General features: G+C 40.3%; 21 protein-coding genes, 1 tRNA gene and 1 pseudogene. 12 read left to right on the top strand and 11 right to left on the bottom strand.

Annotated features, from left to right (window positions below; translation table 11 throughout):
- Positions 1-17: 17 nt before the first annotated feature.
- Positions 18-1,124 (top strand): alpha-hydroxy acid oxidase, encoded by a 1,107-nt coding sequence (locus AC504W_RS17290; RefSeq protein WP_494873508.1) that lies wholly within the window; start codon positions 18-20, stop codon positions 1,122-1,124.
- Positions 1,125-1,162: 38 nt separating this feature from the next.
- A tRNA-Leu gene (locus tag AC504W_RS17285) sits at positions 1,163-1,246 on the top strand.
- 45 nt (positions 1,247-1,291) lie between these two features.
- On the opposite strand, the gene AC504W_RS17280 is transcribed toward AC504W_RS17285, so the two are convergent.
- The 4 genes and pseudogenes from AC504W_RS17280 to AC504W_RS17265 all read right to left on the bottom strand — a co-directional run.
- Complete coding sequence (locus AC504W_RS17280) at positions 1,292-1,759, bottom strand: hypothetical protein (RefSeq protein WP_494873507.1); 468 nt, start codon at positions 1,757-1,759, stop codon at positions 1,292-1,294.
- 249 nt (positions 1,760-2,008) lie between these two features.
- Positions 2,009-3,286, bottom strand: a complete 1,278-nt coding sequence (gene ahcY, locus AC504W_RS17275; protein ID WP_096578364.1) for an adenosylhomocysteinase — start codon at positions 3,284-3,286, stop codon at positions 2,009-2,011.
- Between the two features lie 139 nt (positions 3,287-3,425).
- The gene (locus tag AC504W_RS17270) at positions 3,426-3,479 is read right to left on the bottom strand and encodes a hypothetical protein (RefSeq protein ID WP_494878678.1); all 54 of its coding nucleotides are present in this window, start codon (positions 3,477-3,479) and stop codon (positions 3,426-3,428) included.
- Positions 3,480-3,520: 41 nt separating this feature from the next.
- Positions 3,521-3,643 (bottom strand): annotated as a pseudogene (locus AC504W_RS17265) (DUF2887 domain-containing protein); the annotation flags it as partial.
- Positions 3,644-3,735: 92 nt separating this feature from the next.
- Here AC504W_RS17265 and AC504W_RS17260 point away from each other — a divergent pair.
- The 3 genes from AC504W_RS17260 (at position 3,736) to AC504W_RS17250 (ending at position 6,113) form a co-directional block, all read left to right on the top strand.
- The gene (locus AC504W_RS17260; RefSeq protein ID WP_494873506.1) at positions 3,736-3,873 is read left to right on the top strand and encodes a hypothetical protein; all 138 of its coding nucleotides are present in this window, start codon (positions 3,736-3,738) and stop codon (positions 3,871-3,873) included.
- A 246-nt stretch (positions 3,874-4,119) separates the two neighbouring features.
- Complete coding sequence (locus tag AC504W_RS17255; RefSeq protein WP_494873505.1) at positions 4,120-5,757, top strand: mechanosensitive ion channel family protein; 1,638 nt, start codon at positions 4,120-4,122, stop codon at positions 5,755-5,757.
- Between the two features lie 92 nt (positions 5,758-5,849).
- On the top strand, positions 5,850-6,113 hold the full coding sequence (locus tag AC504W_RS17250) for a hypothetical protein (protein WP_494873504.1): 264 nt from the start codon (positions 5,850-5,852) through the stop codon (positions 6,111-6,113).
- Between the two features lie 25 nt (positions 6,114-6,138).
- Here AC504W_RS17250 and AC504W_RS17245 read toward each other — a convergent pair whose 3' ends face one another.
- Positions 6,139-6,885 (bottom strand): SDR family oxidoreductase, encoded by a 747-nt coding sequence (locus AC504W_RS17245; protein ID WP_494873503.1) that lies wholly within the window; start codon positions 6,883-6,885, stop codon positions 6,139-6,141.
- 85 nt (positions 6,886-6,970) lie between these two features.
- On the opposite strand from AC504W_RS17245, the gene AC504W_RS17240 reads away from it, so the two are divergent.
- Complete coding sequence (locus AC504W_RS17240) at positions 6,971-7,888, top strand: LysR family transcriptional regulator (RefSeq protein WP_494873502.1); 918 nt, start codon at positions 6,971-6,973, stop codon at positions 7,886-7,888.
- Here the strand turns inward: AC504W_RS17240 and AC504W_RS17235 are convergent.
- Positions 7,885-10,401 (bottom strand): beta strand repeat-containing protein, encoded by a 2,517-nt coding sequence (locus AC504W_RS17235; protein ID WP_494873501.1) that lies wholly within the window; start codon positions 10,399-10,401, stop codon positions 7,885-7,887. The genes AC504W_RS17240 and AC504W_RS17235 overlap by 4 nt on opposite strands.
- Positions 10,402-11,055: 654 nt before the next feature.
- On the opposite strand from AC504W_RS17235, the gene AC504W_RS17230 reads away from it, so the two are divergent.
- Positions 11,056-11,427: a hypothetical protein gene (locus tag AC504W_RS17230; protein WP_494873500.1), complete on the top strand. Its 372-nt coding sequence runs from the start codon at positions 11,056-11,058 to the stop codon at positions 11,425-11,427.
- A gap of 44 nt (positions 11,428-11,471) precedes the next feature.
- On the opposite strand, the gene AC504W_RS17225 is transcribed toward AC504W_RS17230, so the two are convergent.
- From AC504W_RS17225 to AC504W_RS17215, 3 genes are all read right to left on the bottom strand, one after another.
- Entirely contained in the window at positions 11,472-12,053 is a 582-nt protein-coding gene (locus AC504W_RS17225) for an HdeD family acid-resistance protein (protein ID WP_494873499.1), read from the bottom strand.
- A gap of 97 nt (positions 12,054-12,150) precedes the next feature.
- A complete protein-coding gene (locus tag AC504W_RS17220) occupies positions 12,151-13,338 on the bottom strand; it encodes a glycosyltransferase family 4 protein (RefSeq protein ID WP_494873498.1) in 1,188 nt (395 codons plus the stop codon).
- Between the two features lie 30 nt (positions 13,339-13,368).
- Entirely contained in the window at positions 13,369-14,538 is a 1,170-nt protein-coding gene (locus AC504W_RS17215) for a glycosyltransferase family 4 protein (protein ID WP_494873496.1), read from the bottom strand.
- Between the two features lie 779 nt (positions 14,539-15,317).
- Between AC504W_RS17215 and AC504W_RS17210 the strand changes: the two genes are divergently transcribed.
- From AC504W_RS17210 to AC504W_RS17200, 3 genes are all read left to right on the top strand, one after another.
- A complete protein-coding gene (locus AC504W_RS17210) occupies positions 15,318-17,531 on the top strand; it encodes an NHL repeat-containing protein (protein WP_494873494.1) in 2,214 nt (737 codons plus the stop codon).
- 404 nt (positions 17,532-17,935) lie between these two features.
- Positions 17,936-18,721, top strand: a complete 786-nt coding sequence (locus AC504W_RS17205) for a PIG-L deacetylase family protein (protein WP_494873492.1) — start codon at positions 17,936-17,938, stop codon at positions 18,719-18,721.
- A 48-nt stretch (positions 18,722-18,769) separates the two neighbouring features.
- The gene (locus AC504W_RS17200; RefSeq protein WP_494873491.1) at positions 18,770-19,909 is read left to right on the top strand and encodes a glycosyltransferase family 4 protein; all 1,140 of its coding nucleotides are present in this window, start codon (positions 18,770-18,772) and stop codon (positions 19,907-19,909) included.
- 47 nt (positions 19,910-19,956) lie between these two features.
- Here the strand turns inward: AC504W_RS17200 and AC504W_RS17195 are convergent, their stop codons facing one another.
- Positions 19,957-20,139: an Rpn/YhgA-type helix-turn-helix domain-containing protein gene (locus tag AC504W_RS17195; protein ID WP_494873490.1), complete on the bottom strand. Its 183-nt coding sequence runs from the start codon at positions 20,137-20,139 to the stop codon at positions 19,957-19,959.
- A 143-nt stretch (positions 20,140-20,282) separates the two neighbouring features.
- On the opposite strand from AC504W_RS17195, the gene AC504W_RS17190 reads away from it, so the two are divergent.
- Complete coding sequence (locus tag AC504W_RS17190) at positions 20,283-20,333, top strand: hypothetical protein (protein ID WP_404827137.1); 51 nt, start codon at positions 20,283-20,285, stop codon at positions 20,331-20,333.
- Between the two features lie 224 nt (positions 20,334-20,557).
- On the opposite strand, the gene AC504W_RS17185 is transcribed toward AC504W_RS17190, so the two are convergent.
- Entirely contained in the window at positions 20,558-22,327 is a 1,770-nt protein-coding gene (locus AC504W_RS17185; protein WP_494873489.1) for a GmrSD restriction endonuclease domain-containing protein, read from the bottom strand.
- A gap of 112 nt (positions 22,328-22,439) precedes the next feature.
- Here AC504W_RS17185 and AC504W_RS17180 point away from each other — a divergent pair, with 112 nt between their 5' ends.
- Positions 22,440-23,636, top strand: coding sequence for a n-acyl-d-glucosamine 2-epimerase (locus AC504W_RS17180; RefSeq protein ID WP_494873488.1), 1,197 nt, complete (start codon positions 22,440-22,442; stop codon positions 23,634-23,636).
- Positions 23,637-23,659 lie beyond the last annotated feature (23 nt).

Raw genomic sequence — 23,659 nt, 5'->3', positions numbered from 1 at the left:
CAAGCAAAAACGCCTTTATGACAGATGTCTCTCAACCAATTAACCTCTGGGAATACGAACAGTTAGCCAAACAGCATCTCTCACAGATGGCTTTTGATTATTACAGTAGTGGCGCTTGGGATGAAATCACATTACGAGATAACCGCGCTGCATTTGAAAAGATTAAATTGCGTCCTCGGATGTTAGTTGATGTGAGCGATCGCAACTTAACTACTTCTATTTTAGGAAAGCCTCTACAACTACCTTTATTAATTGCACCGATGGCGTTTCAGTGTCTAGCCCATCCAGAGGGAGAACTTGCCACAGCTTTAGCAGCAGCCTCCACTGGTGTGGGTATGGTGTTGAGTACAATGGCAACTAAGAGCCTAGAAGAAGTCGCTGCGGTAGGTTACAAACATAACGCCTTGCAATGGTTCCAACTTTATATCCACAAAGACCGAGGCTTGACTCGAAATTTGGTAGAAAGGGCTTACGCTGCTGGTTATCAAGCTTTATGTTTGACTGTAGATGCGCCTATTTTAGGACGGCGAGAGCGTGATATGCGTAATGTATTTACCTTACCACCAGGATTACATTTGGCAAATATTACAAATATCTCAGGGTTGAATATTCCCCAAGAATCAGGAGAATCTGGATTATTTACCTATTTTGCCCAGCAATTAAACCCTGCGGTAACTTGGTCTGACTTGGAATGGTTACAGTCTTTATCGCCACTACCTTTGGTACTCAAAGGTATTTTACGAGGTGATGATGCTGTGCGTGCAGTTGAGCGTGGAGCCAAAGCAATTGTAGTGTCTAATCATGGTGGCAGACAACTCGATGGAGCGATCGCGTCATTCGATGCACTAGCTGAGATAGTTGCATCTGTTGATAATCAAGCCGAAGTACTGGTAGATGGTGGTATCCGTCGCGGTACAGATATCCTCAAAGCCTTGGCTGTTGGTGCAAAAGCTGTCCTCATCGGCCGCCCTGTACTGTGGGGATTAGCTGTCGCTGGGCAAGTTGGTGTATCGCATATCATCTCGCTGTTAGAAAATGAGTTAAGCGTAGCAATGGCTCTGAGTGGTTGTACATCTATAAAAGATATTGACTCTAGTTTAGTGACTGGAAATTACTTGCAATAACTTCAAAAGATATGTTATATTAGGAAAGTTGCACCCAAGGGCGGGTGGCGAAACTGGTAGACGCACCACACTCAAAATGTGGCGACCTTGCGGTCATAGGAGTTCGATTCTCCTCCTGCCCATTCTTAATAGTTTTTCAATCTTGTCATACTCAATTATTCTCAATATTATCTATCCTGTTCTGCGGCGCTGCGTTCTCGTGCCAAGCCATCAATAGCATCACCCAAGGCGGTGGTGAGACTTTTGCGTGTTTGAGCGTGGCTTTCTTGTTCAGTTTTTAATGCTTGCAATAGGCGATCACGCTCTTTGATGGCTGCAATCAGTTTTGTTTGCAATTCTTCTACCGCTTGGATTTGGGTAATTTCTGCTTGGATGGCTGCTGTCGCTTTACCGTCAGCCAGTGTTGCGGCTTCAATACCTTGGAGTTTGTGAATATCTGCTTTGAGAGATGCGATCGTTTGTTGGAATAGATGCGCGTCTGTACGGCGTTGTTCTGCTTCTGTATTGTAGAGTTTACGCCATTTTTCCGCACTTTCCCAAGCTGCGGCTAAATCAACTTTTTGTTCTGCCAATTGGCGTTTGAGTGCTTGAATTTCCGCTAACCATTGCTGCGTTAAAGATGTACTTTCACTCATTTTTCTAAGGTTGTATTTGTATAGTGTCAGTTGTAACTGCACTCTGATTATCTGTCACTCTTAATTTAGAGGTGTATTTGCCATTGCGATCGCTACTTCTTTGCGCCTTTGCACGCCAGTTGCTTCAAGTCGGCGGAGCCGCCCAACGCACTGGCTCGCCTTTGCGTGAGGCAAATAAATATCTACTAAAACGGGATAGGCTAACCTATCCCGTCAAGATATCCTATCGCTTAAACTTTAACACTGAGTTTAAGTTCCTGTAGTCCAAGAGTTGATGTACTCAATTTGATCTGGTGTCAAGCTATCGATATAAATGCCAATAGCTTGCAACTTCAACCGAGCAATTTCTTGGTCTACCTCGGTAGGAATAGAGTGTAAACCAGGTTCCAATTTACCTTGATTTTTCACTAAGTATTCACAAGCCAACGCTTGGTTTGCAAAGCTCATATCCATTACAGCGCTGGGATGTCCTTCGGCTGCGGCGAGGTTGACTAAGCGTCCTTCACCCAAAACAATCACTGATTTACCGCTCTTCAGTTTATATTGTTCGGTAAAGGGGCGGACTTGCTTAATTTCTTCAGCTTGACTAGCTAAATATTTCAGGTCAAGTTCGATATCAAAGTGACCAGAGTTACAAACGATCGCACCATCTTTCATAACATCGAAATGCTCACCGCGAATGACGTGCTTGTTACCAGTCACAGTAATAAATAAGTCACCTTGGGGTGCAGCTTCAGCCATTGGGAGAACGCGGAAGCCATCCATCACCGCTTCAATTGCTTTGATGGGGTCAATTTCGGTAACAATTACGTTAGCACCCAAACCACGGGCGCGTAATGCTGTACCTTTACCGCACCAGCCATAACCAGCAACGACAATAGTTTTGCCAGCTAAAAGAATATTTGTCGCCCGGATAATCCCATCCAGGGTTGATTGTCCTGTACCGTAGCGATTATCAAAAAAGTGCTTGGTGTCTGCGTCGTTGACATTCACAGCCGGGAAGGTGAGAACACCGTCTCTGAACATCGCGCGTAAGCGCACAATTCCGGTTGTGGTTTCTTCTGTAGTCCCAATTAAATCTGCAATTTGATGTTGACGTTGCTGAACTAGGGTAGCAACCACATCACTACCGTCATCAATAATAATGTTAGGACGGTGGTCTAAAGCAATTTGGACGTGGCGATTATAGGTTTCGTTATCTTCGCCTTTGAGTGCAAAGACAGGAATTTCATGATCGACAACGAGACTAGCAGCTACGTCATCTTGAGTTGATAAGGGATTACTCGCAATTAAAACTGCATCTGCACCACCAGCTTTAAGTGCAATGGCTAGATGTGCTGTTTCTGTGGTGATGTGGGCGCAAGCCACAAGGCGAAGCCCAGCAAAAGGTTTTTCTTGAGCAAAGCGATCGCGGATTTGCCGTAAAACTGGCATTTCCCGTCCAGCCCATTCAATGCGCTGTCTTCCCAAGGGAGCGAGGGCGAGGTCTTTAACCTCGTGCTTTAATCGGGGAGATGTTGCGGTCATAAGTTCCTCAAAAACGTAAAAAATGTACGTAAATATCGGTTACGCACTTTATTAGTTTATTGTACGACTAGGATTTTTGGGTTGTTTAGTTCGGATTTAGAATTGAAGGGCGTGAAGGGCGATCGCTCCTGAGTTTAATTTATTGCCTGTCTAACCAAGCCTGTAAATCAGCCAAACTGTTAAAATCCAACAATGCTTCGCTTAAATCTTCCAAAACAGGCAAAGGCAAATAGCAATTGCGGAGCGCATTTCCCCAGATGCTACTGAATCAAATCGGTAAGCTTCTGCATTACTTGGCGGTGTGGCTAGTAATTGAAACAACAGTGTAGGAGATTGTTGAAAAAGTTTGTAAAATATTGAATTTCAGCCCATGAAGTAGCAATAACAAGATATGTTCAATATTTTAAACTTATTTATCTGCCTGTATTAGTCTTGTCGGTGCTGGACTTATGCTTTTCGGAAAAGTCCTAAAAGGAACTGTGACTGATACTGGTGGAATGGTTGCAAGTCTACGCTGCGTTCAACTTGCTAAAGATACTAATGACAGGCTCGACAAGATTTTAGCTGAGTTGGATAACGAAAGTTAGAGACTTATTCCCAATAAATGCTTTAATTTATCTCTGGTAAGAAAATAATCATATATTCTGCTAAGTTAGCTCCAAAAGTTGATGAACCAAAATGTCATCTATCTAAAGAATTAAAAAATCGAAATGTCATAATTTTCAACATTTAAGCAGAAAATTCAACTTTAGATAGGTACAATTACTAAAGTCAATTTTGGAGCATAGCTAAGGAAGTAATCAAAAATAGATTTTTCTTAAGGAGGTGTTGGAGTGCGTTGGCATTTTTTGGCGATTTTTGGTTCAATAACGGTGTCTGTTGTGTCTTTACCACCAGTAACAGCCCAGATTCCATTGTTACCACTGTTGCAAACTCCCAGCAGTCCCAGTAATGACTCTGATAGTAGAACTGTTTCTGACTGGATTTATTTAGATGGTCGGCGTTTATTTCAGATAAGCGCCACGAAAACTAATTTATCAGAGCGCTTACAAAACATTCAGCGAAATTTGAATCAAATTAGCCAGAATTACTTTCAATCCTCTGAACAAGAAGTCAATGTCGAGGTGCGTAAAGTTAACGAAATACCTGTAATTCAGGTTAATGGCGAATATCTGATGAGTGTCACTGCGGAGGATGCGAAACTCCGACAGGAAGATCAGCAGATATCGGCGAATCAAATTGCTGATGCTTTACAAGAAGATTTACAGCGAGCAAAGCAAGAACGACAAACTCAATATCTGCTCAATCAAGGTAAAATTGCTGCTGGCATTGGTCTGGTAATGGTGGTCACAAGTTGGGGTGTATATTATTGGCAGCGTCGTTCACGAAAAGAACCAGCACAGTCAGTTCCCTCAATCTCTTCAACAGCGCAACCAATTACTACGCAACTGAATCAACAGCAACATCGTCATTTCCAGGAAGTTAAGAAGCGTTTGTTTCAGTTAACGCAAGCAGGAATCTGGGGAGGAGGCAATTTTCTAATTTTGGGTCTATTTCCCTACACTCGGCCGTTTCAAGTAGCTATTCTCTCCGCTGCTCAAATTCCGATAAAACTCGCTGTTGTGGTGTTGGGGACTTATGTCGCTACCCGTTTCAGCTATGCTCTCATTGATCGCTTTACTACTACACTCATCAGCAGTGGTGCGTTGTTAACATCCGATACCTCGGAACGTCTGCGTTTACGCGTCTCTACCTTTTCTGGCGTGACTAAAAGTATTGTCACGGGTATCTGGATAGGAGTTGGGATTTTACTCGCCTTAGTTTCTTTGGGTATCGATATTGTTCCCTTACTTGCAGGTGCAGGTTTAGTTGGTGTTGCTGTATCTTTGGCTTCCCAAAACCTGATTAAAGATGCAATTAACGGCTTCTTGATTATTCTGGAAGACCAGTATGCTTTGGGCGATGTAATTAATGTTGGCAATGTGGGCGGCTTAGTGGAAAATCTCAATTTGCGGATGACACAATTGCGTGATTCTGAAGGACGCTTAATCACCATTCCCAATAGTGAGATTAAAATTGTTGCTAACCTTTCTAGCCGTTGGTCACGCGCCGATTTAACTGTTCCCATTGCTTATGAAGCTGATGTTGACCATGCTTTGAACTTGATTAAAAAAGTAGCTTTAGAAATGGATCAAGATTTGCAATGGAAACATCAAATTATCGAAACTCCGCAGGTTTTAGGTATTGATAATTTTGGCGATCGCGGTTTAATTATCCGTGTCTGGATTAAAACCCAACCTCTTAAACAATGGGATGTCGCACGGGAATATCGCCGCCGCCTGAAAGTTACCCTCGACCAAGCAGGAATTAATATCCCTGTACCACAACAAACAATTTGGGTGAACGATGCACAGCTATTGAATGCACAGATGAATGGAAAAGCAGATGAGTCAATAGTCAATAGTCAATAGTAGTGTGGGCAAAATCTTGCCCACCTCTGGGCAAAACAGTACATTTGTACTATAATAGATATAGCATCCACAAATCCTAGTGCAGTGCAACTATGATCAAGCATTACATTCTCAACCTCAATCCAACTGCCAAGCACGAATGGGATCGCTGTATTTTACGTGACCCACTGACGGCAAAACGCCCAGATTTCTCCCGATTAATTGCCGAAGCAGTTGGTGCTGATACAGGAAGTTATTTAATCAGCGTAAATATTGAAATACAGGTATTAGAACAAGCCGCAGTACCCCAAGCTGAACAACTTTCACTTTCTTTTCCAGAGGTAAATATCCAATCGCCAATGAGAGAAGCGGCGTAAAGGGAGAGCAGAGAAGGGGAGAAACTTACCACTGTAATTGAATTGGCCCACCAAACTTCCGCATCTCTGCAAAAAATTGTCCTTGCGCTCCTCCATCTGGTAGCGTTGCTAAATAAACTGCTGTTTCTGCGCCTTCTTCTGCGGTGAATGGCGCATTCTCACCTCCCATATCAGTTTTCATCCAACCAGGAGAATAGGCATTCACAAGAATATTCTCATGTTGGAGTTCCCTCGCCAGAAGTATAGTTAGCCCGTTGATCCCGACTTTGGAAAGTCTATAGGAAGGTGCTAGGGGGTAGTAGTCACCACCCATTGTATGCAAAGAGGCCATTTCGGTAGAAACATTCACAATGCGACCGTAGTTGTTGAGTTTCATCAAGGGGATGAAAGCTTGAGAAATTCTCAGTACCGCGAGAACATTGGTGTTAAATGTAGCTTGCATTGTCTCTGGCTGAACAGTTAATAAGCTGGATTCTTCTGGTGTGGCTGTAGGATTAATACCAGCGTTGTTCACCAGAATATCGACCTTACTGTAGGTTTGTTGTAGCCATTGGGTAAATTCGGCAACACTAGTATCACTATTGACATCGAGTACATGATAGTTAACATCTAGTCCTTCACTAGATAACTGCTGCTTGGCTGTTAGACCATCTGTTTCATTTCGGCTGGTTAACACAACATGAATACCGTTTTGAGCCAATTTTCGAGAGATAGCATATCCTAAGCCACGATTACTACCTGTAACTACGGCAATCTTGCTTTGAGTTGTCATGTTGATAACTTTTAAATAACTGTTAGTTTTACTTTACTGAGATGTTATAAATTAATCAAATTGATTGAAATAATGTGTTTCATCGATGGGATTAATAGATTTATCTGCCGTTGATCTAAATTTGCTGGTTGCATTTGAGGCACTTTTTGAAGAAAAAAGTGTGACAGCCGCAGCTACAAGGCTGTATTTAGGGCAACCAGCCATGAGTGCGGCTTTGGGAAGATTACGCACGCTATTTCAAGATGATTTATTTATCCGAATCGGCAGGGAAATGAAGCCTACAGCCAAAGCAGTGACAATTGCACCCGGTATCAAAGCGGCTTTACAACAAATTCGGCAAACATTAGCCGCCAGCCAAACGTTTGATGCCACAACTTCTCAAAACACATTTACCATTGGCAGTTCAGATTACACCAGTCATGTTGTGATGCCCAAACTTTTGCAAGTTTGTCATCAAATTGCACCAAACATTAATTTTCGTTTGATTGGTTTTGCTAAAGACTCGGTAGGAGAATTACTAGAAAATCGAGAGATTGATTTAGCCTTGGGTGTGTTTCAAAATCCACCCAGGCAAACGATACAGATGCCGTTATTTGCAGAACACTTTGTTGGCATCTGTCGTCGAGGGCATCCTGTGATTACTCAAAATGCGATCGCACCAGAAAGTTTTGCTAATCTGCTCCATGCTCTGTTTACCATCAGACAAGATGAAATTGGTGAAATCGACAAAGTTTTAGCTCAGTCCAATCTCCAACGTCGCATTGTGTTGACGACTCCCCATTTACTAGTACTACCAGCAATTATTTCATCTAGTGACTTAGTGGCTGCTGTGCCATCACGGTTAGTAACATCCTTGGCAGATCAAGGTGCAGTAGAAATTTTTGAACTGCCTATACAAACACAACCGTGGATGATTTCAATGTTGTGGAGCCGACTAACAGATCAGGATCAGGCAAATTGTTGGTTACGACAGATGCTCAAGAGCATTTGTGAGGAAATTTAAAACACAAAATTCTTAGAGTCGTTCAAAGCGTTAGCAGATACATTGCGTAACCTTACTAACTCCAAAGCTACACGTTGACCAGCAGTACCATCTAAGTCAATTAAAACTGAGGTGTCTGTTCCTGATGTTTGCAACTGTAAGTAACCGCCAGCAATGGCTGTGGCGAAGTTCAAGTTACTTAAATCTAAACTTCGCCAGAGTGCTTGTAAGACAATTTTATCTGTACCAACGGCAAAGTCTGTAATTGTATCGCCGCTATCCGCAAGGCTGGTATAAACAAAGCTATCTGCACCAGTACCACCTGTCAGCACATCTGCACCTCTCAAGCCTGCAATCAAATCATTGGCAGCCGTACCTCTGAGATTATTAGGATATGCTGTGCCATTAATTACAGATGCTTCATAAGCTCCGATATCTACCCGACCATTAGAAATACGTCGATAACCACTACCACGTTGATCAAAAGGTATGCCTTCGGTAGTATTGCCATCTCTATCTAAGTCTGCAATGTCGGCAGGTATATCGGCGTTGTTACCTGCGTTAATGGCGGGACTGCCATAAACTAAGGCGTGGGTTTTGACTGGGCCGCCATTGTCACGCAGGATAGTATCAATAACTTGGGAAATGCTGACTTGCAGTTGTTCGGCAGGGTTAAAGCCAGTACTGCCATCAAGGTTGCCAATCAGGTTATAGCCGTTGCTGATAAAGTTACCAAAAACATCAGGGTTAACTGCACCAGGAATGTTATCGTTATTGCCTGCTATGATACTGTTTTTGATGGTGGCTGTACCTGTTTCGGAGTTATAGATACCTGCGCCGTTAGATACAGTGTTTTCATCATCGTAGTAAGACTTGTTGAAGGCGATCGTGCTGTTGCTGACGGTTAAAGTGCCAGAGTTATAAATTCCACCACCTTCGGAGTAGGACTGGTTGCCACTAATGGTACTGTTAACTAAAGTTAGAGTGCCAGAGTTGTTAATGCCACCGCCAATGCCTGCGATGTTGTTGTTAATGGTGGTGTTAATTATGATCGCAGTACCGTTGTTAAGAATACCACCTCCTAACCCTGCTGAGTTATCGCTGATAGTAGAACTAATGATAGTTATGGTGCCATCATTAACAATCGTGCCATTTGCGGCTCCATCTGGATTGGAATTACCAGTGATAGTACTTCTAATGACTGTAAGATTGCCAGATGCTGAGTTATAGATACCGTTGCTGTTAATATCTCCTGTTACTTCTAAACCTCCTATATTACTGCTGATGGTGCTGTTGCTGACAGTTACATTGCCACTGTTACGGAGACCTGCTCTGCCGGAGTTTGAAGAGTTATTACTGATATTGCTGTTATTTACTGTCGCTGTGCCACGAACAACAAGACCGGCTGTACTAAATTCAGAGTCTGAAGTGTTGCCATTGATAGTACTTCTGTCTATTTTGATAGTGCCATTGGCAATAAGTCCGCTAGAATTTCGGCCGCTATTGTAATTAATCGAGCTATTAGTTACTGTCAGGGTTCCTGAATGAATGACTCCACTCGACCAATATGACTGATTATTATCTATGTGGCTGTAGCTGATGATCAGTGTGCCTGAGCTATCAATGCCAGATGAAGCACCATTAACATCAATTGCTCTATTATTACTAACACTACTATTTTTAATCGTGAGGCTGCCATTACTTACAATGCCGCTAAATGCGTTGTAGTATGGGTTGCTGGATTCATTGCCATTAACACTGCTATAACTTAAAGTTACAGTGCCAGTGCTGTAGATACCAGTACCATCACCTGTGCCTCTGTTATTGTTGATGGTGCTGTTTTTAGCTGTTAAAGTCCCAGTGTTATATATACCTGCACCGTTGCCTAAGTTATCGGGGAAGTAAGTGTCATTGTAGTACCCGGCAGAGTTGCCATTAATAGCACTGTTGTTAAGAGTGACAATACCAGCGTTGTAGATACCACCCCCATCGCCTGCATAAAAGAAACCCTCAGCATCAACTTGGCCTGCATAGTTAGCTGTAACGCTGCTGTTGTTGACTTTTAAAACTCCAGAGTTCGAGTTATAAATGCCACCACCATTGTTGCCGGAACTGTCTTGACCACCAGAAAAGTTATTGCGAATGGTGACATTTCTTAATGTCAGATTACCAGCATTGTAAACGCCGCCACCGCCTCTTGTATCTGTGGCATAGCCATTAGCAATTGTTAAACCTTCAATGTCAACAGTGATGCCGTTAGCAATTTCAAATACACGAGATATGTTGTTGTCTTGAGCAAAATTGTAGTTACCGCTGATGGTGAGTAAGTTTGAGCCTCTACCATCAATGCTGAGGTCATCGGCGATGAACAAACTACTACCGCCAAGGCTGATAGTATCGGCAATGTTGTCGGTGAAGAGTCCGCCTGTAAACCTGATTAAGTCTTTGCCGACTGAGGTATTGGCATTTAAAATTGCTTGCTGTAATGAACCAAGACCACTGCTTTTAGTGTTGGTGACGTTAAAGGTAGCCATTGTTTATCTCACTCCTGTTGGTTTTGGTTGTGTCAGCAATATGAGTAAGCTTTTTGGCTGCTTACTTTCGCTAAACACACAAAATGACGGCGCTGTTAGGAACAGTGCTTTTTTGGGTATGGGAACAATTAATGACAATTCTGGAGAGACACCAGTTAGATGAGGCTGGTGTAGACTGATTGCATAAAGTGGAGCAGGGAAAAGTAAATCAAGATTAGGAAATTAAAATCGCCTATTCTTTTTGGTTTTTATTGGAAAAACCAATATTTGCTTTTGCAATAAGTCTGGTTTGGGAGTTGATCAGCACTAGTTTTTGATGGTAATCTCGAAAATTTATTTAACCCAATGAATTTAGGTGATGATTAAGATTTTACTAATACTCTTTTGAGAGAATATTAAGTAAGATTACGTAATTGGTTTGTGAGGCGATCGCCCTTTTTAATCTGCGTCAAAATCAAGTCTGCAAATACAGTTTTTTGTGGCAGTTTCAGTACATTTTTACTATAATAGATATATCAAGTAAAGTTCTCAAAAAAGTAATCTTTTCGCTACTCTTAGAAGAAGTTTGAAAGCAGAGAATAGAAGTATTTTTTAATACTTCTGATATCTCTTTTACTAGGTGATGAATTGAGATTTTCAGAGGAAGAATAGTTGATGATGCAAATGAGTCATTATCCATCTGCGATCGCTCAGGCTGCTCAACGTGTAAATGAACTAGACTCGCAGTTGATGGCCGTACAGCACCAAATTAACCGCTTTGAAGGGAATGCAGATCGGGCTGCGGCTTTTGATGTAGATTTGAAAAATGATGCTCAACGCAAGGCGCGGCGCTTTGAGGTATTACTGTTGAATCACGAATATCAGAAGGCGATAGATACACAAATTCAACTGACTATGGAAAAAGCTAATGCGATCGCGCATTTAGAATATCTGCGTAACCAGTTGAGTGTGGCGAAGTTAGAGGCGAGATTAGCGATCACGCAACAACTCACTGATTATGAATCACGGGAATTAGTCGGTTTGTAGTATCTATGTAGAGACTTTGCATTGCAAAGTCTCTACTGTAAGATTTATGCAGCTTGATTAGATTCAGACAAGCTAGAACGCGCATTTAAAGACAGCATCACGCGGGAAATACCCGTAACCACAATGCTAGAACCTAACAATGTACCTAGTAGCCAAGGTGCGTTGCTAGGAAACTGAAACCAAATAAGTGCGCCTAAAAATAGGGTAATAATGCCATTACCTAATACCCATGTCCAGTTTTGTTGGGGACGTAAGCGGAATGCCAAAATTAACTCGAATGTACCTTCTGTGAGCAAAAAGCTACCGAGTAACAGGGTGAGTGTGAGAATACCTGTTCGAGGATAAATTAATAGCATCACACCTGTAGCAATATAAAGTGCGCTTAAGAGAATTTTCAACAAAAAACCTCCTTCGCGGCGGGTATGAGTCGCATAAACAAGCTTGGCAAATCCCGCACTCATCAGAATTAGCGCCACCCAACTCTCAGCAAATATAGTTGTAATAACAGGCAAGGCGATCGCTATAATCCCTAAAATAATCAAAAGAGCGCCAATTACAATTGAAGTATTAACTTGCTTGTTAATATCGCTAGACTGATTGATATTATTAGTAACATCGTTTGTCATACAAAATTTTTCCTTAATCTTGAGTAAACTCTAAGATTAGGTTAAAAATTTTTCTTGAGGCTAAACAGAGTCTTAAGGTAGACACATTGGTAATAAATTAATCCTGAGTATCCTCAAAATCTACGACCTCAGTATTACTCAAATCTATTTTCCCTGAAGACAACAGTTGAGCAATTTGCTGGTTAATAGTTACAATCTCAAAACGCTGTCTAGCCATATTTCTGGCATTGTCAGCCATAGTTGCAGTTATTTCTATGTCTTCAAGACAAGTGTTAATTACTTTTGCTAGTTCCTGGGGTTCTCCAGGTGTGGTTAAAAAACCATTTACGCCATGTTCGACTAATTCCTTAGCGCCGCCTGCTTTGGCTGCAACTATAGGTGTACCGCATAACATCGCCTCAACGATGACTCTACCAAAGGGTTCTGGTGAAGTGGAAGTATGAGTAACTAAATTACAAGCTGACATTAATTGCGGAATATCAGCACGAAATCCTAAGAATTTGACACGATTTTCTAAACCCAGTTTGGCAACTTGTTGATGTAATTCTTGGACATAATCTTGTTCTCCAAATAAGGCATCACCTACTAAAATTGCTGTGACTTGTGGTGGACACTTCGCTAATGCTGCAATTAAAATATGTTGTCCTTTCCAGGGAGCGAGTCGGCTGAAATGTCCAATTACAAATTTATCTTGTAACTCTAATTCTTGCTGGAGTTTTTGAATTTCTACATCAGAAATTTGATATTTTTTACTATCAAAACCGTTATAAACAATTTCTGTTAATTCTGCCTTGCCTCCAGCTTGTACAAATGCTGTTTGACTAGCCTGAGAATTAGCAATGACTAATGATGCGAAACTATTAGCTAAGGTAACAGCTACTCGCAAATTAATTGAGCTAAAGTGTTCTAAAGAAAGAATATCGTGTAAATGATAAACTAAGGGACGATGGGCTAAAAAACTAGCTAATGCGCCGACAACTAATGCTTTTTGAGTATTTGCATAAATTAAATCGTATTTTCTGGCAATTTTAGTAACTTTAATTAATAAAGGTACGAGTTGAATGAAGTTGGCTAATATTTGGAATAAATTACTTTGCTTTTTAACCTTAATTGTTTTTTTTGTTAATACTTCAACTGGGATTTGATTTTGCTGGAGTAATGTTTTAAAGTCGCCATCGGCAAACAAGCCAACTAAAGCGCGATCGCTATAGGGTTTAGCAATATCAATTAAACAAAGTTCTGCACCACCAGGCTTACCACTTTGGTCTAGAAATAGAATTTTCATATAATATTTACATTTGATAAAATTTTAACTTTAAGCTAAAAGCACATCCCGCACTTTTTGAGCTATCAAAGACCAATCATAGTGAGTAATAGCATATTCACGACAGTCTTGACGAGAAGGAATGTGAATTTGTCCTGAAAGTATATTTTCTAATTTTTCGGCAATAGCTGAAACTTCGATTGAACTAGTAATTAAATCTGGAGAAAATTGAGTTAAAATTTCTGGCATCCCCCCAACTGGTGTACATATAACTGGGGTTCCACAAGCTAAAGATTCAACAACTGCTAAACCAAAGCCTTCAAAAGATTGACTAGGCATCACAGTTAATTCAGCAGCTTGGTAAGCTATAGGTAATTGCTCATCTGGTAGAAATCCTAAAAATTTTACTGTATCTTCTAAGCCTAATTCTTTAGCTTGCTGTTGGAGTTCATCTTGCATGTAACCACGACCAGCAATTGCTAACCAAACATCTGGAATCTTGGGTTTAATGATTGCTAAAGCTTGTAATAATTTATCAATACCCATCCGATAAACTAAGCGGCGAGATGTAAATAATATCCGCCGATTATCTGGCCAGCCTAGTTGTTGTTGTGCCTCTTTTTGTGACAAGTTTGGTTGAAAGCGATGAATATTCACACCACCAGGAATAATGTGAATTTTTTCCCAAGGTACTTGATATTGTTGATGTAAAATATTGCCAAATGCTTTACTCAAAACAATAAAGCGATCGCAGTGATTATAAGTGTTTTTTTCGATTAACCAACGCTTGATAATTAGACTGATTTGATTAGTAGCTACTTCCTGCTGACTTTCTGATGACCAAGGGCCATGAAAGTTAAAGGTAATAGGGATATTTGGTGGTAAAATATCCATAATCGGGAAGCTATACAATGCAAAATGCAAATTAATTGCATCTGGTTTTTTGATTTTTCTGTTCTGAAAGTTACTGCGAATAGACCAAAATCTTTGCCAAATTGCCGTATCAGGATTGGCTAAGTTAGTTAACTGAATTGGAGAATTTAAATCAGTCTCTGGTAAACCAACTCCACATAATTCTATTTGGTCTTGACGCTCTGCTAATTGATGAGTTAGTTCATAAACATACCTTTCTAACCCTCCAGGTGTTTTGGGAAACCAGCCTAAACCCAATGTCAGTATAGATGCAGGGTTAGGCTGATAATTTTCTTTTTTATATTCCACTGACTTCTCTCCTATGATTTTGAGTGTGCGTATTTTTACTATCACCCTCAGATTAAATACTTTTTCAATTTTGCAGTAGATTAATTCGACTAATACTTATTTCCTGTGATTTTTACAAAAATCAGCACTCTTTGTGTCTTACTATATGCAGATTTTGATTCTAGATATCTAACTACTAAAATTTAAAAAGTTAATCATCAAAGAAAAGATTTTTTTGCAGAGGACAATAATTTATAAACCATTTATATGCTAGTGTCAAGCAAGATTTTTGTTGTTTAAATTACATCATTTTTTTTCCTAATTTTTCACCAAGTAATAAAAAATATTGATTTTGGGTATAATTATTGATGCTGTGTATTCAGTTTTACTTTTTCAGCTATTTATCAGTAAATCTTGATACAAATATAAAGATTATTCTAGGAATTCCTAGCAGCTACTTGAAAAATTTGTGTGTTTTTCATAAATTTTAGGTAAATATCAATTTTAAAATACCCAGTGTTTGCTATCTATGTAATATGTCCTTGAAGAATTAAGCTTAATTGTTGGAATTTCCAGCAGGCAGACTATATCAGGTGAAACTACACATACCATCTCACCATAGACAGTAGTTGATTATTTCTCCTTAATGCACCAGGGTATTTGAGTAATCTCTATTTGTGTTGATTATATTAGTCAGCATACAACTATCTCTAGTCAATTTTTAGCCAAAATTATGTTAGTGGCAGACTTTTTCATGTGTGTCTAGATGCGAGCAGTCTAAAAAAATAATTAAAAATATTATGCAAATAAATATACAGATGCACTTGAGAAAAATTTATCGACAACTTAATAAATACATCCAAAGAATATTTAAATCAGGAAATAATCGGCAGTTCAAACCCATATATTTTATGTTGATGGGGATAGCTGTTGTATTTATTGCTTTTACCCTAGACGTAAGTACTGAAACAAGTGTTACGGGTGTGGCTGCAAGTACTTATAAAACATCTTGGATAGGAAATTCTTTTGGCGGTGGCGATAAGTGGGTACAAAATAATATTGAAGCAATGTATGTTGCACCTGATGGCACAGTTTATACTAATAGTCATTGGGATGAAGCTGGTAGAGAAGCAGGTATATATAAAGATGGCAATGTAATTGGAACTTTAGAAAGTACTCACGGCTGGAGTCGCAGTGGTGGTAAGGCGGTAGCAGCTAATAGTAAATATATTTATATTGCCTTAGCGCAAGGCTCAATTGGTAAAACAGATGAAGATTATCCACCAGAAGGGGTAACTTGGTATACTGTCAGACGCTATAACTTAGAGGGAAAACCAGCACCTTTTAATGGAGGAAGGGGTTGGGATAAAAGTATGTTAATTATCAGTAATAAAAGTGAAGTTACTGGATTAGCAACTGCGGGAAATGAGTTATATGTGAGTGATGCTGCAACTAACAAAATTCGCGTCTACAATAGCGAAACTATGCAGGAACTACGTAGTTTTAGTGTAGTTAATCCAGGCGCGATCGCAGTAGACAAACAAGCAAATCTCTGGGTTCTGCAAAACCAAAATAAAATTTTGTGCTATTCTTCCACGGGTAAGCAATTACCGCAACAAATTACTAATATCACCAAACCAACGGCGATCGCGATTGATCATCAAGATAGACTTTTAATTGCAGATAACAGTCAGCGTCAGCAAGTATTAATTTACAACATCAAGAATCAGCCTGTGCAGGTTGGCACTTTTGGGAGTAAAGGCGGTGTTTATGCAAATACGCCTGGGGAAGTGCAACCATTGAAACTATATGGGATTACTGGAATTGGTGCAGATACCGCCGGGAATATCTATGTCAATAGCAATGGATTTAACAAATCCGGTACAGATTTACGCAAGTTTTCACCAGCAGGGAAGCAACTATGGCAATTACACGGATTATTATTTGTTGATAACGCTGATGCAGATCCGCAAACCGATGGTTTAGAAGTGTTCACTAAACAAGAACACTTCTTGATGGACTACAACCAACCGTCAGGTAAGCAATGGACTTACAAAGCTTACACCTTAAATCCCTTCAAATATCCCCAAGATCCGCGCTTACACACTTCCCCAGATGCTACTTTTGTCCGCCGCATTCAAGGTAAGCGGTTTTTATTTCTGACAAATATGTACGCCAGCTTTATGCAAATTTACCGCTTCGACTCGGCGAAAGATGGTAAGATTGCCATTCCTGCGGGGATGTTTGTTGGCACAAATGGCGGTGGTGAAAAATCAGTTAGTGGAAATTGGCCGCCACATCAACCAAATAAAGGAGAATGGATTTGGCGCGATCGCAATGGTAATGGTGCATTTGATCAAGGTGAGTATGATCAAAGTGAAGACTATCCCTATTTAGGTGGTTGGTGGGTTGATAGTAAAGGTGATATTTGGAAAGCTTTACGCACTCAAGATGGAATTGGGATTCGCCACTATCCCCTCCAAGGACTAGATCAACATGGTAATCCTATGTATAGCTATAGTTCGATGCAGAAGCAGAAAACTCCTAGCATGATTACCGATGTGCGCCGCATTGAATACTTAAAAGAAACCGATACGATGTATTTATCAGGCTTTACTGTTGATCATCCAGCGATCGGTGATGATGCTGGAGTCGTCGGTTCTGAGATTCTCCGCTTTGATAATTGGCGTAAAGGTAATAATCCCACACTTCGTTGGCGCGTTGTCATTCCCCACGACACCACAGGTAAACGCGAAGTCTCCACCGCCGCCATGAGTGTTGCTGGCGACTATGTATTTGCTGTGAAAATGAAAACAGCAGAGGTTTATGTTTACAATGCCAAAACAGGCGCTACTGTCAAAACATTAAAACCAGGCGCAGAAGTTGCAGGTGAAAGCGGTTGGATTGATATACCCCAGGGTATCCGCGCTTTTCGGCGTTCTAATGGTGAGTATGTGGTGTTTGTTGAAGAAGATTGGAAAGGTAAAGTAATTATGTATCGCTTCCAAAGTTAGCTTTTCCTGTAAAAATTAGTGTGTTTTAGATCCCCGATTTCTTACATAAGTCGGGGATCTATTTGTATAGGAATAATTTTCAAAAAAGTAGGATATTGATACTAAATAACTATAGTTATTAACATAAGAAATTGCTTTACATTGCTGATTATTTTTTCATCAAATAAATAAATATTGAGCTTCCATCTATGCGATAAGTGAACTATCATACTAAATACATTTTACAATAATCACTCAATAAAGTTTATGTACAGTTGTAAAAAACAAGCTGAAAGCTTTGAAATAAAAAGTAAATAGATATAGTTATTATTTATTCGAGCTTGATAGATGATCAACAATCCTAACCATCAAAAATAAATATATAAATATATCTATTCACATCCATATTTTTTGAATAAACATATATGAAAATTAAAAGTTATTTACAACAGTTACAAAAACTAATTCCTGGAGTTTGGCTGGAGAGAATGCAATATATTCATTCCAGTTTACTCATACGCTGGATTTTGCTTCAAGGTAGTCAGCAATTAACATTTAACCAAAAATCTGCTATGGTATTTTCTCCTCATCAAGATGATGAGACATTTGGTTGTGGAGGGATGATTGCTCGCAAATGTGAGCAGGGTATTCCAGTAATAGTGGTGTTTATTACCAATGGTCAAGGTTCAGGAAATATAGATATAGAATCGAGAAATAAAATTATTCAAACTCGCAGACGAGAGGCAATTAAGGCATTAAATGTTTTGGGTGTTGAGACATCAGCAATTCACTTTTTAGAGCAAGTAGATGGAGGACTGCAAGAGTTAAATACCGCAGAAAAACAAGAAGCGATCGCCCAAATATCTGAACTTCTCCAACATCATCAACCAGAGGAAGTTTATGTACCCCACAGAAAGGACTGTCACCGTGATCATGAAGCGACATTTTATCTGGTAAAAGCCGCAATTCAGCAAGCAAATATTAAAGTTGACCTGCTGCAATATCCTATTTGGTTATTTTGGCGATCGCCATTATTTATTATGCTCAAATTATCAGATATAGCCGCAGCTTACAGTTTTTCAATTACCTCAGTGCAGCAGAAAAAAAATCAGGCGATCGCCGCCTATACTTCTCAACTTGCAAGTCTACCTCATGGGTTCGTCAATCGCTTTTTGGGTGCTTATGAAATATTTTTTAAAGTTGAGTCTTAATTATTATCTACCTCCTACTATCAATGACATCTATAGAGAAAAAATCCTATGAAAATATTACATATTACAAATCATGTCGAAAAAATTGGTAATGGAATTGTTAACGTAGCCGTAGACTTAGCCTGTCTGCAATCACAAGATGGTCATGATGTGGCTGTAGCTTCTGCTGGTGGAGAATTTGAAACATTACTAGCACGTCATAACATCAAACACTGCCAATTAGATCAATCCAGACAACCACTCAATTTACTCAAAGCTGCTTGGCGTTTTAGCGAGATTGTCCAGCAGTTTCAACCAGATATTGTCCATGCACACATGATGACAGGTGTCGTCCTGGCAGGTATTCTCCGCCAAGCATACCAGTATCATTTAGTATCTACCGTTCACAACGAATTTCAGCGTAGTGCTGTCTTAATGGGATTAGCAGATCGAGTCATCGCTGTTAGTCAAGCAGTATCCGATTCAATGGTGCGTCGTGGTATACCTCAGAATAAATTACGCGTGGTTTCCAACGGCACATTAGGTAGTCCTCGCCATCCCAACATTCAAGATTACCAACCTCTACCCTTACATCACCCAGCCATCACTACCGTTGCCGGGATGTATACTCGTAAAGGCATTGCAGAGTTAATCAAAGCATTTACAAAAATTGCGCCTCAGTTTCCCGAAGCACACTTATATTTAGTAGGAAACGGGCCAGACCGTTCTATATTTGAAGCAATAGTAGACAATATCCCCTGCGCCAAACTGCGTCAACGCATTCACTTTGAGGGCTTTCAGGCAGAACCCCAACGTTATATGCTGGCAACTGACATCTTTGTCCTGGCTTCCTACTGCGAATCTTTTGGCTTAGTGCTAACAGAAGCGCGAGAAGCGGGTTGTGCCATTGTTGCCAGTGATGTAGACGGCATTCCCGAAACATTAGATAATCGCCAAGCTGGTATTTTAGTGCCACCAAAAGATAGTCAATCTTTAGCCAATGTTTTAACGCAATTACTTGGTGATTCTGTACAACTTCAGTATTGGAAAAACCGCGCCAAACAAAATTTAGAACGGTTCAAAGCTGTACGAGTGCATGAAGAAACAATGAATGTGTATCGTGAATTAGTGAAAAACTATAACGTCCGTACCATTATGGATACCAAAGAAGTTTTACTCATGAAAACTCCCACCGCCCCAATGCGTTAAATTAACTGGGAAGTTCTGGTTATGTTGCGATCGCCATACAGTTGGAGCTAATTTTGTAGAGACTCATTCAGTTGTTGTTGAAGTTGTTGGACTTCTGCGATCGATAATCCAGTAATACGAGCCACAACTTCAACTGGAAAACCTTCTCGTAAAGAATTATTGGCAATCTCTCTCTGTTTTCTTGCCTCTGCTTCTTCCTGAATCGAACGGTAAATCACAGATTCTTGCATAATGTCTCTCCGCACTAGACTATAAATCACTTTATACCGATTTTGTTTTGAGTAAATCTAACGTTTGATGAGGTATGGTGGGGCGATCGCTATAACTATTCAATCGCCGATTGGATCGTGCGGCTTACCTAGGACGTGAGTTTATGCGAGCGGAATTGGCATTGGTAACAGGACAAGACTACGTACACGATTAAATAGGTTTGTGATAATTTAACGTTTGTGGTTAGTGGTTGCCGATTCTCTCAAACTCAGCACCAGCGGCTTCCTTCAATCCGCTGCACCGCAATTGTTAGACCGCGCAAGAGAGCAGACTCCAACAGTACTCTAGTCCGACCTCTCCGCGTACCTAAACTAAATTTTTACCGCAAAACATTCATCTTTTAAGGAAGCACATGATAGCCCTAACCTAATTCGATTCTTAGAAACGCTTTGCTAACATAGCAATCTGCTTTGGGGTTTTTGCAAGCTCAGTCGAATCACCATTACGCCAGTAGATTTCTTCTCCAATATATGAGAGTTCTTCTTGAGGTGGAATGGTAATAACAATAATACCTAAGCCGTAGAATGAATTAAAATCCATGTTCGACAAAATTGAGGTCTTTAGCGATGGAGACATCTCAGAATTCTTTATCGCATCCTTCCACTTTGAGAAATAATTCTCTACTGATAGTCCCATAACTTTAGCTTCTCTAATGACTCCAACAACAAATCGTTTTCCAATTTTTTTAGGTTCTATACCGTCTAAACTTTTAATCCGAGCTGCATCATCCTCTTTATCAGTAACACCAATAATGACCTTACCCATTCTGTTTGTTCCATTATTAGCAATTGCAGCGATAGTCTTGATGACCTTATCAATAAGTTGAGAATCAACATTACGTTTATCAGAAAGTGAAAGAAGTCCTTGCTTTAGCTCGTAGTCAGCTAGTTCGATCTCTGATCTTCTGATAGCTTCCTCAATATCAGTTGTTGCGTGGCTCCCATAAATTTGAGAACGAATATCAGCCTCAACAAAGTATTTGCCAATCAGCCCTTTTATCTGATCTATATTTTTGCGCCTTTCACCAGGTAATGTTGCCCTTCTACTTGTTTCTAATCTTCCGGCTAAGTCAAAAATATCTTTTCTGATACCCGCATAGTCAGTAATTTTTTTGCCTTCCTTAACAATGAGTTCGTGAAATGCGATTAAAAGGGTTGTGAAAACAGATGGGAAGGCATTAGTTGTTCTCTTTTTAAAGACAATATCTCTGAGCTTTTCAGGTTTGCCTTCATTGCAAACCTTGATAATTTCATCAGTGCAAAACTTAAATTCTTCAGCAAACTTTTCGGAACCATACACTTCAAGTGCATTTGATACTCGATCAGATTCGGAAGTTCCAAGTTTGTAAATTTCATCAAGGGCATCTTTGGATCTCTCAATCATCTCTCCACCCGTAATACACGCTGCGATATCCGCAATGCACTGCTCATCCATACTATCTCGCAAGTCAGTTGAGCGTAAAATGCCTTGATTTACCCAAAATACCTCATCAGCGGGAATTGCATATCCATGTTTCGTCATTGGTAAGTCGATACTAATAGATGGCATTGACCTAAGTAAAAGAATATCAGCGGTGTTATCTCCCCGTAGAGTACAAGCAACTTTCCTAACCATATTAGAGAAATCGTTTTGCACACCCGCTTGCCGTCTTTCTTGGTCACTCAAGCGCCGCCCGAATGTATTAATTCGGTCAAAAACATCGTTTATTTCTGCTTCTGTTGCATTACGCATTACTGAGAGAGCAAGAGTATAGTCCAATATCGTGCTAACTTCTCGTTGCGAGAGATATTCTTGTGCTAAGTTCGGTACGAACAAGCCTTCATCTGCACGGCTTTTTGCTGTTGGAAAATACCGAAGATCAAAATATTTTCCATCTGGCGCAGAAAATGCCGTTTCAACGAAGGACATAATAGCTTGTAATCTTTGCAAACCATCAATTATTTCATAGGTTCCTGGTGCATTATCCCTCTCTGCAATCAAAATTGCTGGCACTGGATATTTTTTAAGAATTGATTCGATGAGCTTCTGCTTTTCCTCCAGAGTCCAAACCAATTTTCTCTGGTAACGACGATTCACATAAAGTTTATCTTCTACATACCATGTATAAACTGACTGAATCGACGTTGGCTGAGAAACCAATTCTGCCATTTTGAGTCCTCCGCTCTCAATTTAGGAGCTAGATGATAATGCTGTTTGATTATAACTACTCTCTGCGTGAGATAATTTAACCCTGTTGGTGTTGATACAAGGGTGAAAATTTATGGAGTACGATTTTAAAGCCTTGGCGGAACTTTACAAAAACGCACTCCTAAATGACGTACTCCCATTTTGGGAACAGCACTCCTTAGACTTGGAACAAGGCGGTTACTTTACCTGCTTAAATCGTCAAGGCCAAGTTTACGACACCGACAAGTTTATCTGGTTGCAAAACCGCCAAGTCTGGACTTTTTCGATGTTATGCAACCAATTAGAAAAACGGGAAAACTGGCTCGAAATTGCCAGCAATGGTGCAAAGTTCCTCGCCCAACATGGCAGAGATGCTGAAGGAAATTGGTATTTTGCCTTAACTCGTGAAGGTCAACCCCTAGTACAGCCTTATAATATTTTTTCTGATTGCTTTGCTGCAATGGCTTTTAGCCAATATGCCTTAGCCTCCGGTGAAGAATGGGCGCAAGATGTGGCAATGCAAGCTTACAACAATGTATTACGTCGCCAAGATAATCCCAAAGGTGAATATACTAAAACTTATCCCGGCACACGCCCAATGAAAGCCTTGGCTGTGCCGATGATTTTAGCTAACCTGACTCTCGAAATGGAATGGTTGCTACCAAGTGAAACTTTAGAAAGTGTTTTAGCCACAACCGTTAAGGAAGTGATGAGTGATTTCCTCGACCAAGAACGGGGATTAATGTACGAAAATGTCGCCCCCGATGGTTCTCATATCAATTGTTTTGAAGGCAGATTGATTAATCCTGGTCACGGTATCGAAGCGATGTGGTTTATTATGGATATCGCCCGCCGGAAAAATGACAGTAAAACGATTAACCAAGCTGTTGATGTGGTGCTAAATATCTTGAATTTTGCTTGGGATGAAGAATACGGCGGCTTGTATTACTTTATGGATGCAGATGGACATCCGCCACAGCAATTGGAATGGGATCAAAAGTTGTGGTGGGTACATCTAGAATCTTTAGTTGCATTAGCAATGGGTTATCATCTGACAAAACGTGCCGCTTGCTGGGAATGGTATGAAAAAATGCACGATTACGCCTGGAAGCACTTTGCTGATCCCGAATATGGAGAGTGGTTTGGCTATCTTAATCGGCGTGGAGAAGTATTATTAAATCTCAAAGGCGGTAAATGGAAGGGATGTTTTCATGTACCCCGCGCTTTATACCTATGTTGGCAGCAGTTTGCGGCTTTGAGTCGGATTTTCCCTACTGTTGTCAGTGAATAGCAAAAACCCCGGCGAAACTTACC

It is taken from the genome of Nostoc sp. C96, from assembly GCF_059384975.1.
This window is presented reverse-complemented; position numbering and strand designations above follow the sequence as displayed.

Coding starts and splice junctions, on each gene's coding strand:
- ahcY (WP_096578364.1), bottom strand. CDS start 3,286: ATGACCGCAACATCTCCCCGATTAAAGCACGAGGTTAAAGACCTCGCC.
- AC504W_RS17240 (WP_494873502.1), top strand. CDS start 6,971: ATGGGATTAATAGATTTATCTGCCGTTGATCTAAATTTGCTGGTTGCA.
- AC504W_RS17260 (WP_494873506.1), top strand. CDS start 3,736: ATGCTTTTCGGAAAAGTCCTAAAAGGAACTGTGACTGATACTGGTGGA.
- AC504W_RS17245 (WP_494873503.1), bottom strand. CDS start 6,885: ATGACAACTCAAAGCAAGATTGCCGTAGTTACAGGTAGTAATCGTGGC.
- AC504W_RS17195 (WP_494873490.1), bottom strand. CDS start 20,139: ATGCAAGAATCTGTGATTTACCGTTCGATTCAGGAAGAAGCAGAGGCA.
- AC504W_RS17205 (WP_494873492.1), top strand. CDS start 17,936: ATGAAAATTAAAAGTTATTTACAACAGTTACAAAAACTAATTCCTGGA.
- AC504W_RS17225 (WP_494873499.1), bottom strand. CDS start 12,053: ATGACAAACGATGTTACTAATAATATCAATCAGTCTAGCGATATTAAC.
- AC504W_RS17280 (WP_494873507.1), bottom strand. CDS start 1,759: ATGAGTGAAAGTACATCTTTAACGCAGCAATGGTTAGCGGAAATTCAA.
- AC504W_RS17185 (WP_494873489.1), bottom strand. CDS start 22,327: ATGGCAGAATTGGTTTCTCAGCCAACGTCGATTCAGTCAGTTTATACA.
- AC504W_RS17250 (WP_494873504.1), top strand. CDS start 5,850: ATGATCAAGCATTACATTCTCAACCTCAATCCAACTGCCAAGCACGAA.
- AC504W_RS17210 (WP_494873494.1), top strand. CDS start 15,318: ATGCAAATAAATATACAGATGCACTTGAGAAAAATTTATCGACAACTT.
- AC504W_RS17220 (WP_494873498.1), bottom strand. CDS start 13,338: ATGAAAATTCTATTTCTAGACCAAAGTGGTAAGCCTGGTGGTGCAGAA.
- AC504W_RS17235 (WP_494873501.1), bottom strand. CDS start 10,401: ATGGCTACCTTTAACGTCACCAACACTAAAAGCAGTGGTCTTGGTTCA.
- AC504W_RS17290 (WP_494873508.1), top strand. CDS start 18: ATGACAGATGTCTCTCAACCAATTAACCTCTGGGAATACGAACAGTTA.
- AC504W_RS17180 (WP_494873488.1), top strand. CDS start 22,440: ATGGAGTACGATTTTAAAGCCTTGGCGGAACTTTACAAAAACGCACTC.
- AC504W_RS17230 (WP_494873500.1), top strand. CDS start 11,056: ATGATGCAAATGAGTCATTATCCATCTGCGATCGCTCAGGCTGCTCAA.
- AC504W_RS17200 (WP_494873491.1), top strand. CDS start 18,770: ATGAAAATATTACATATTACAAATCATGTCGAAAAAATTGGTAATGGA.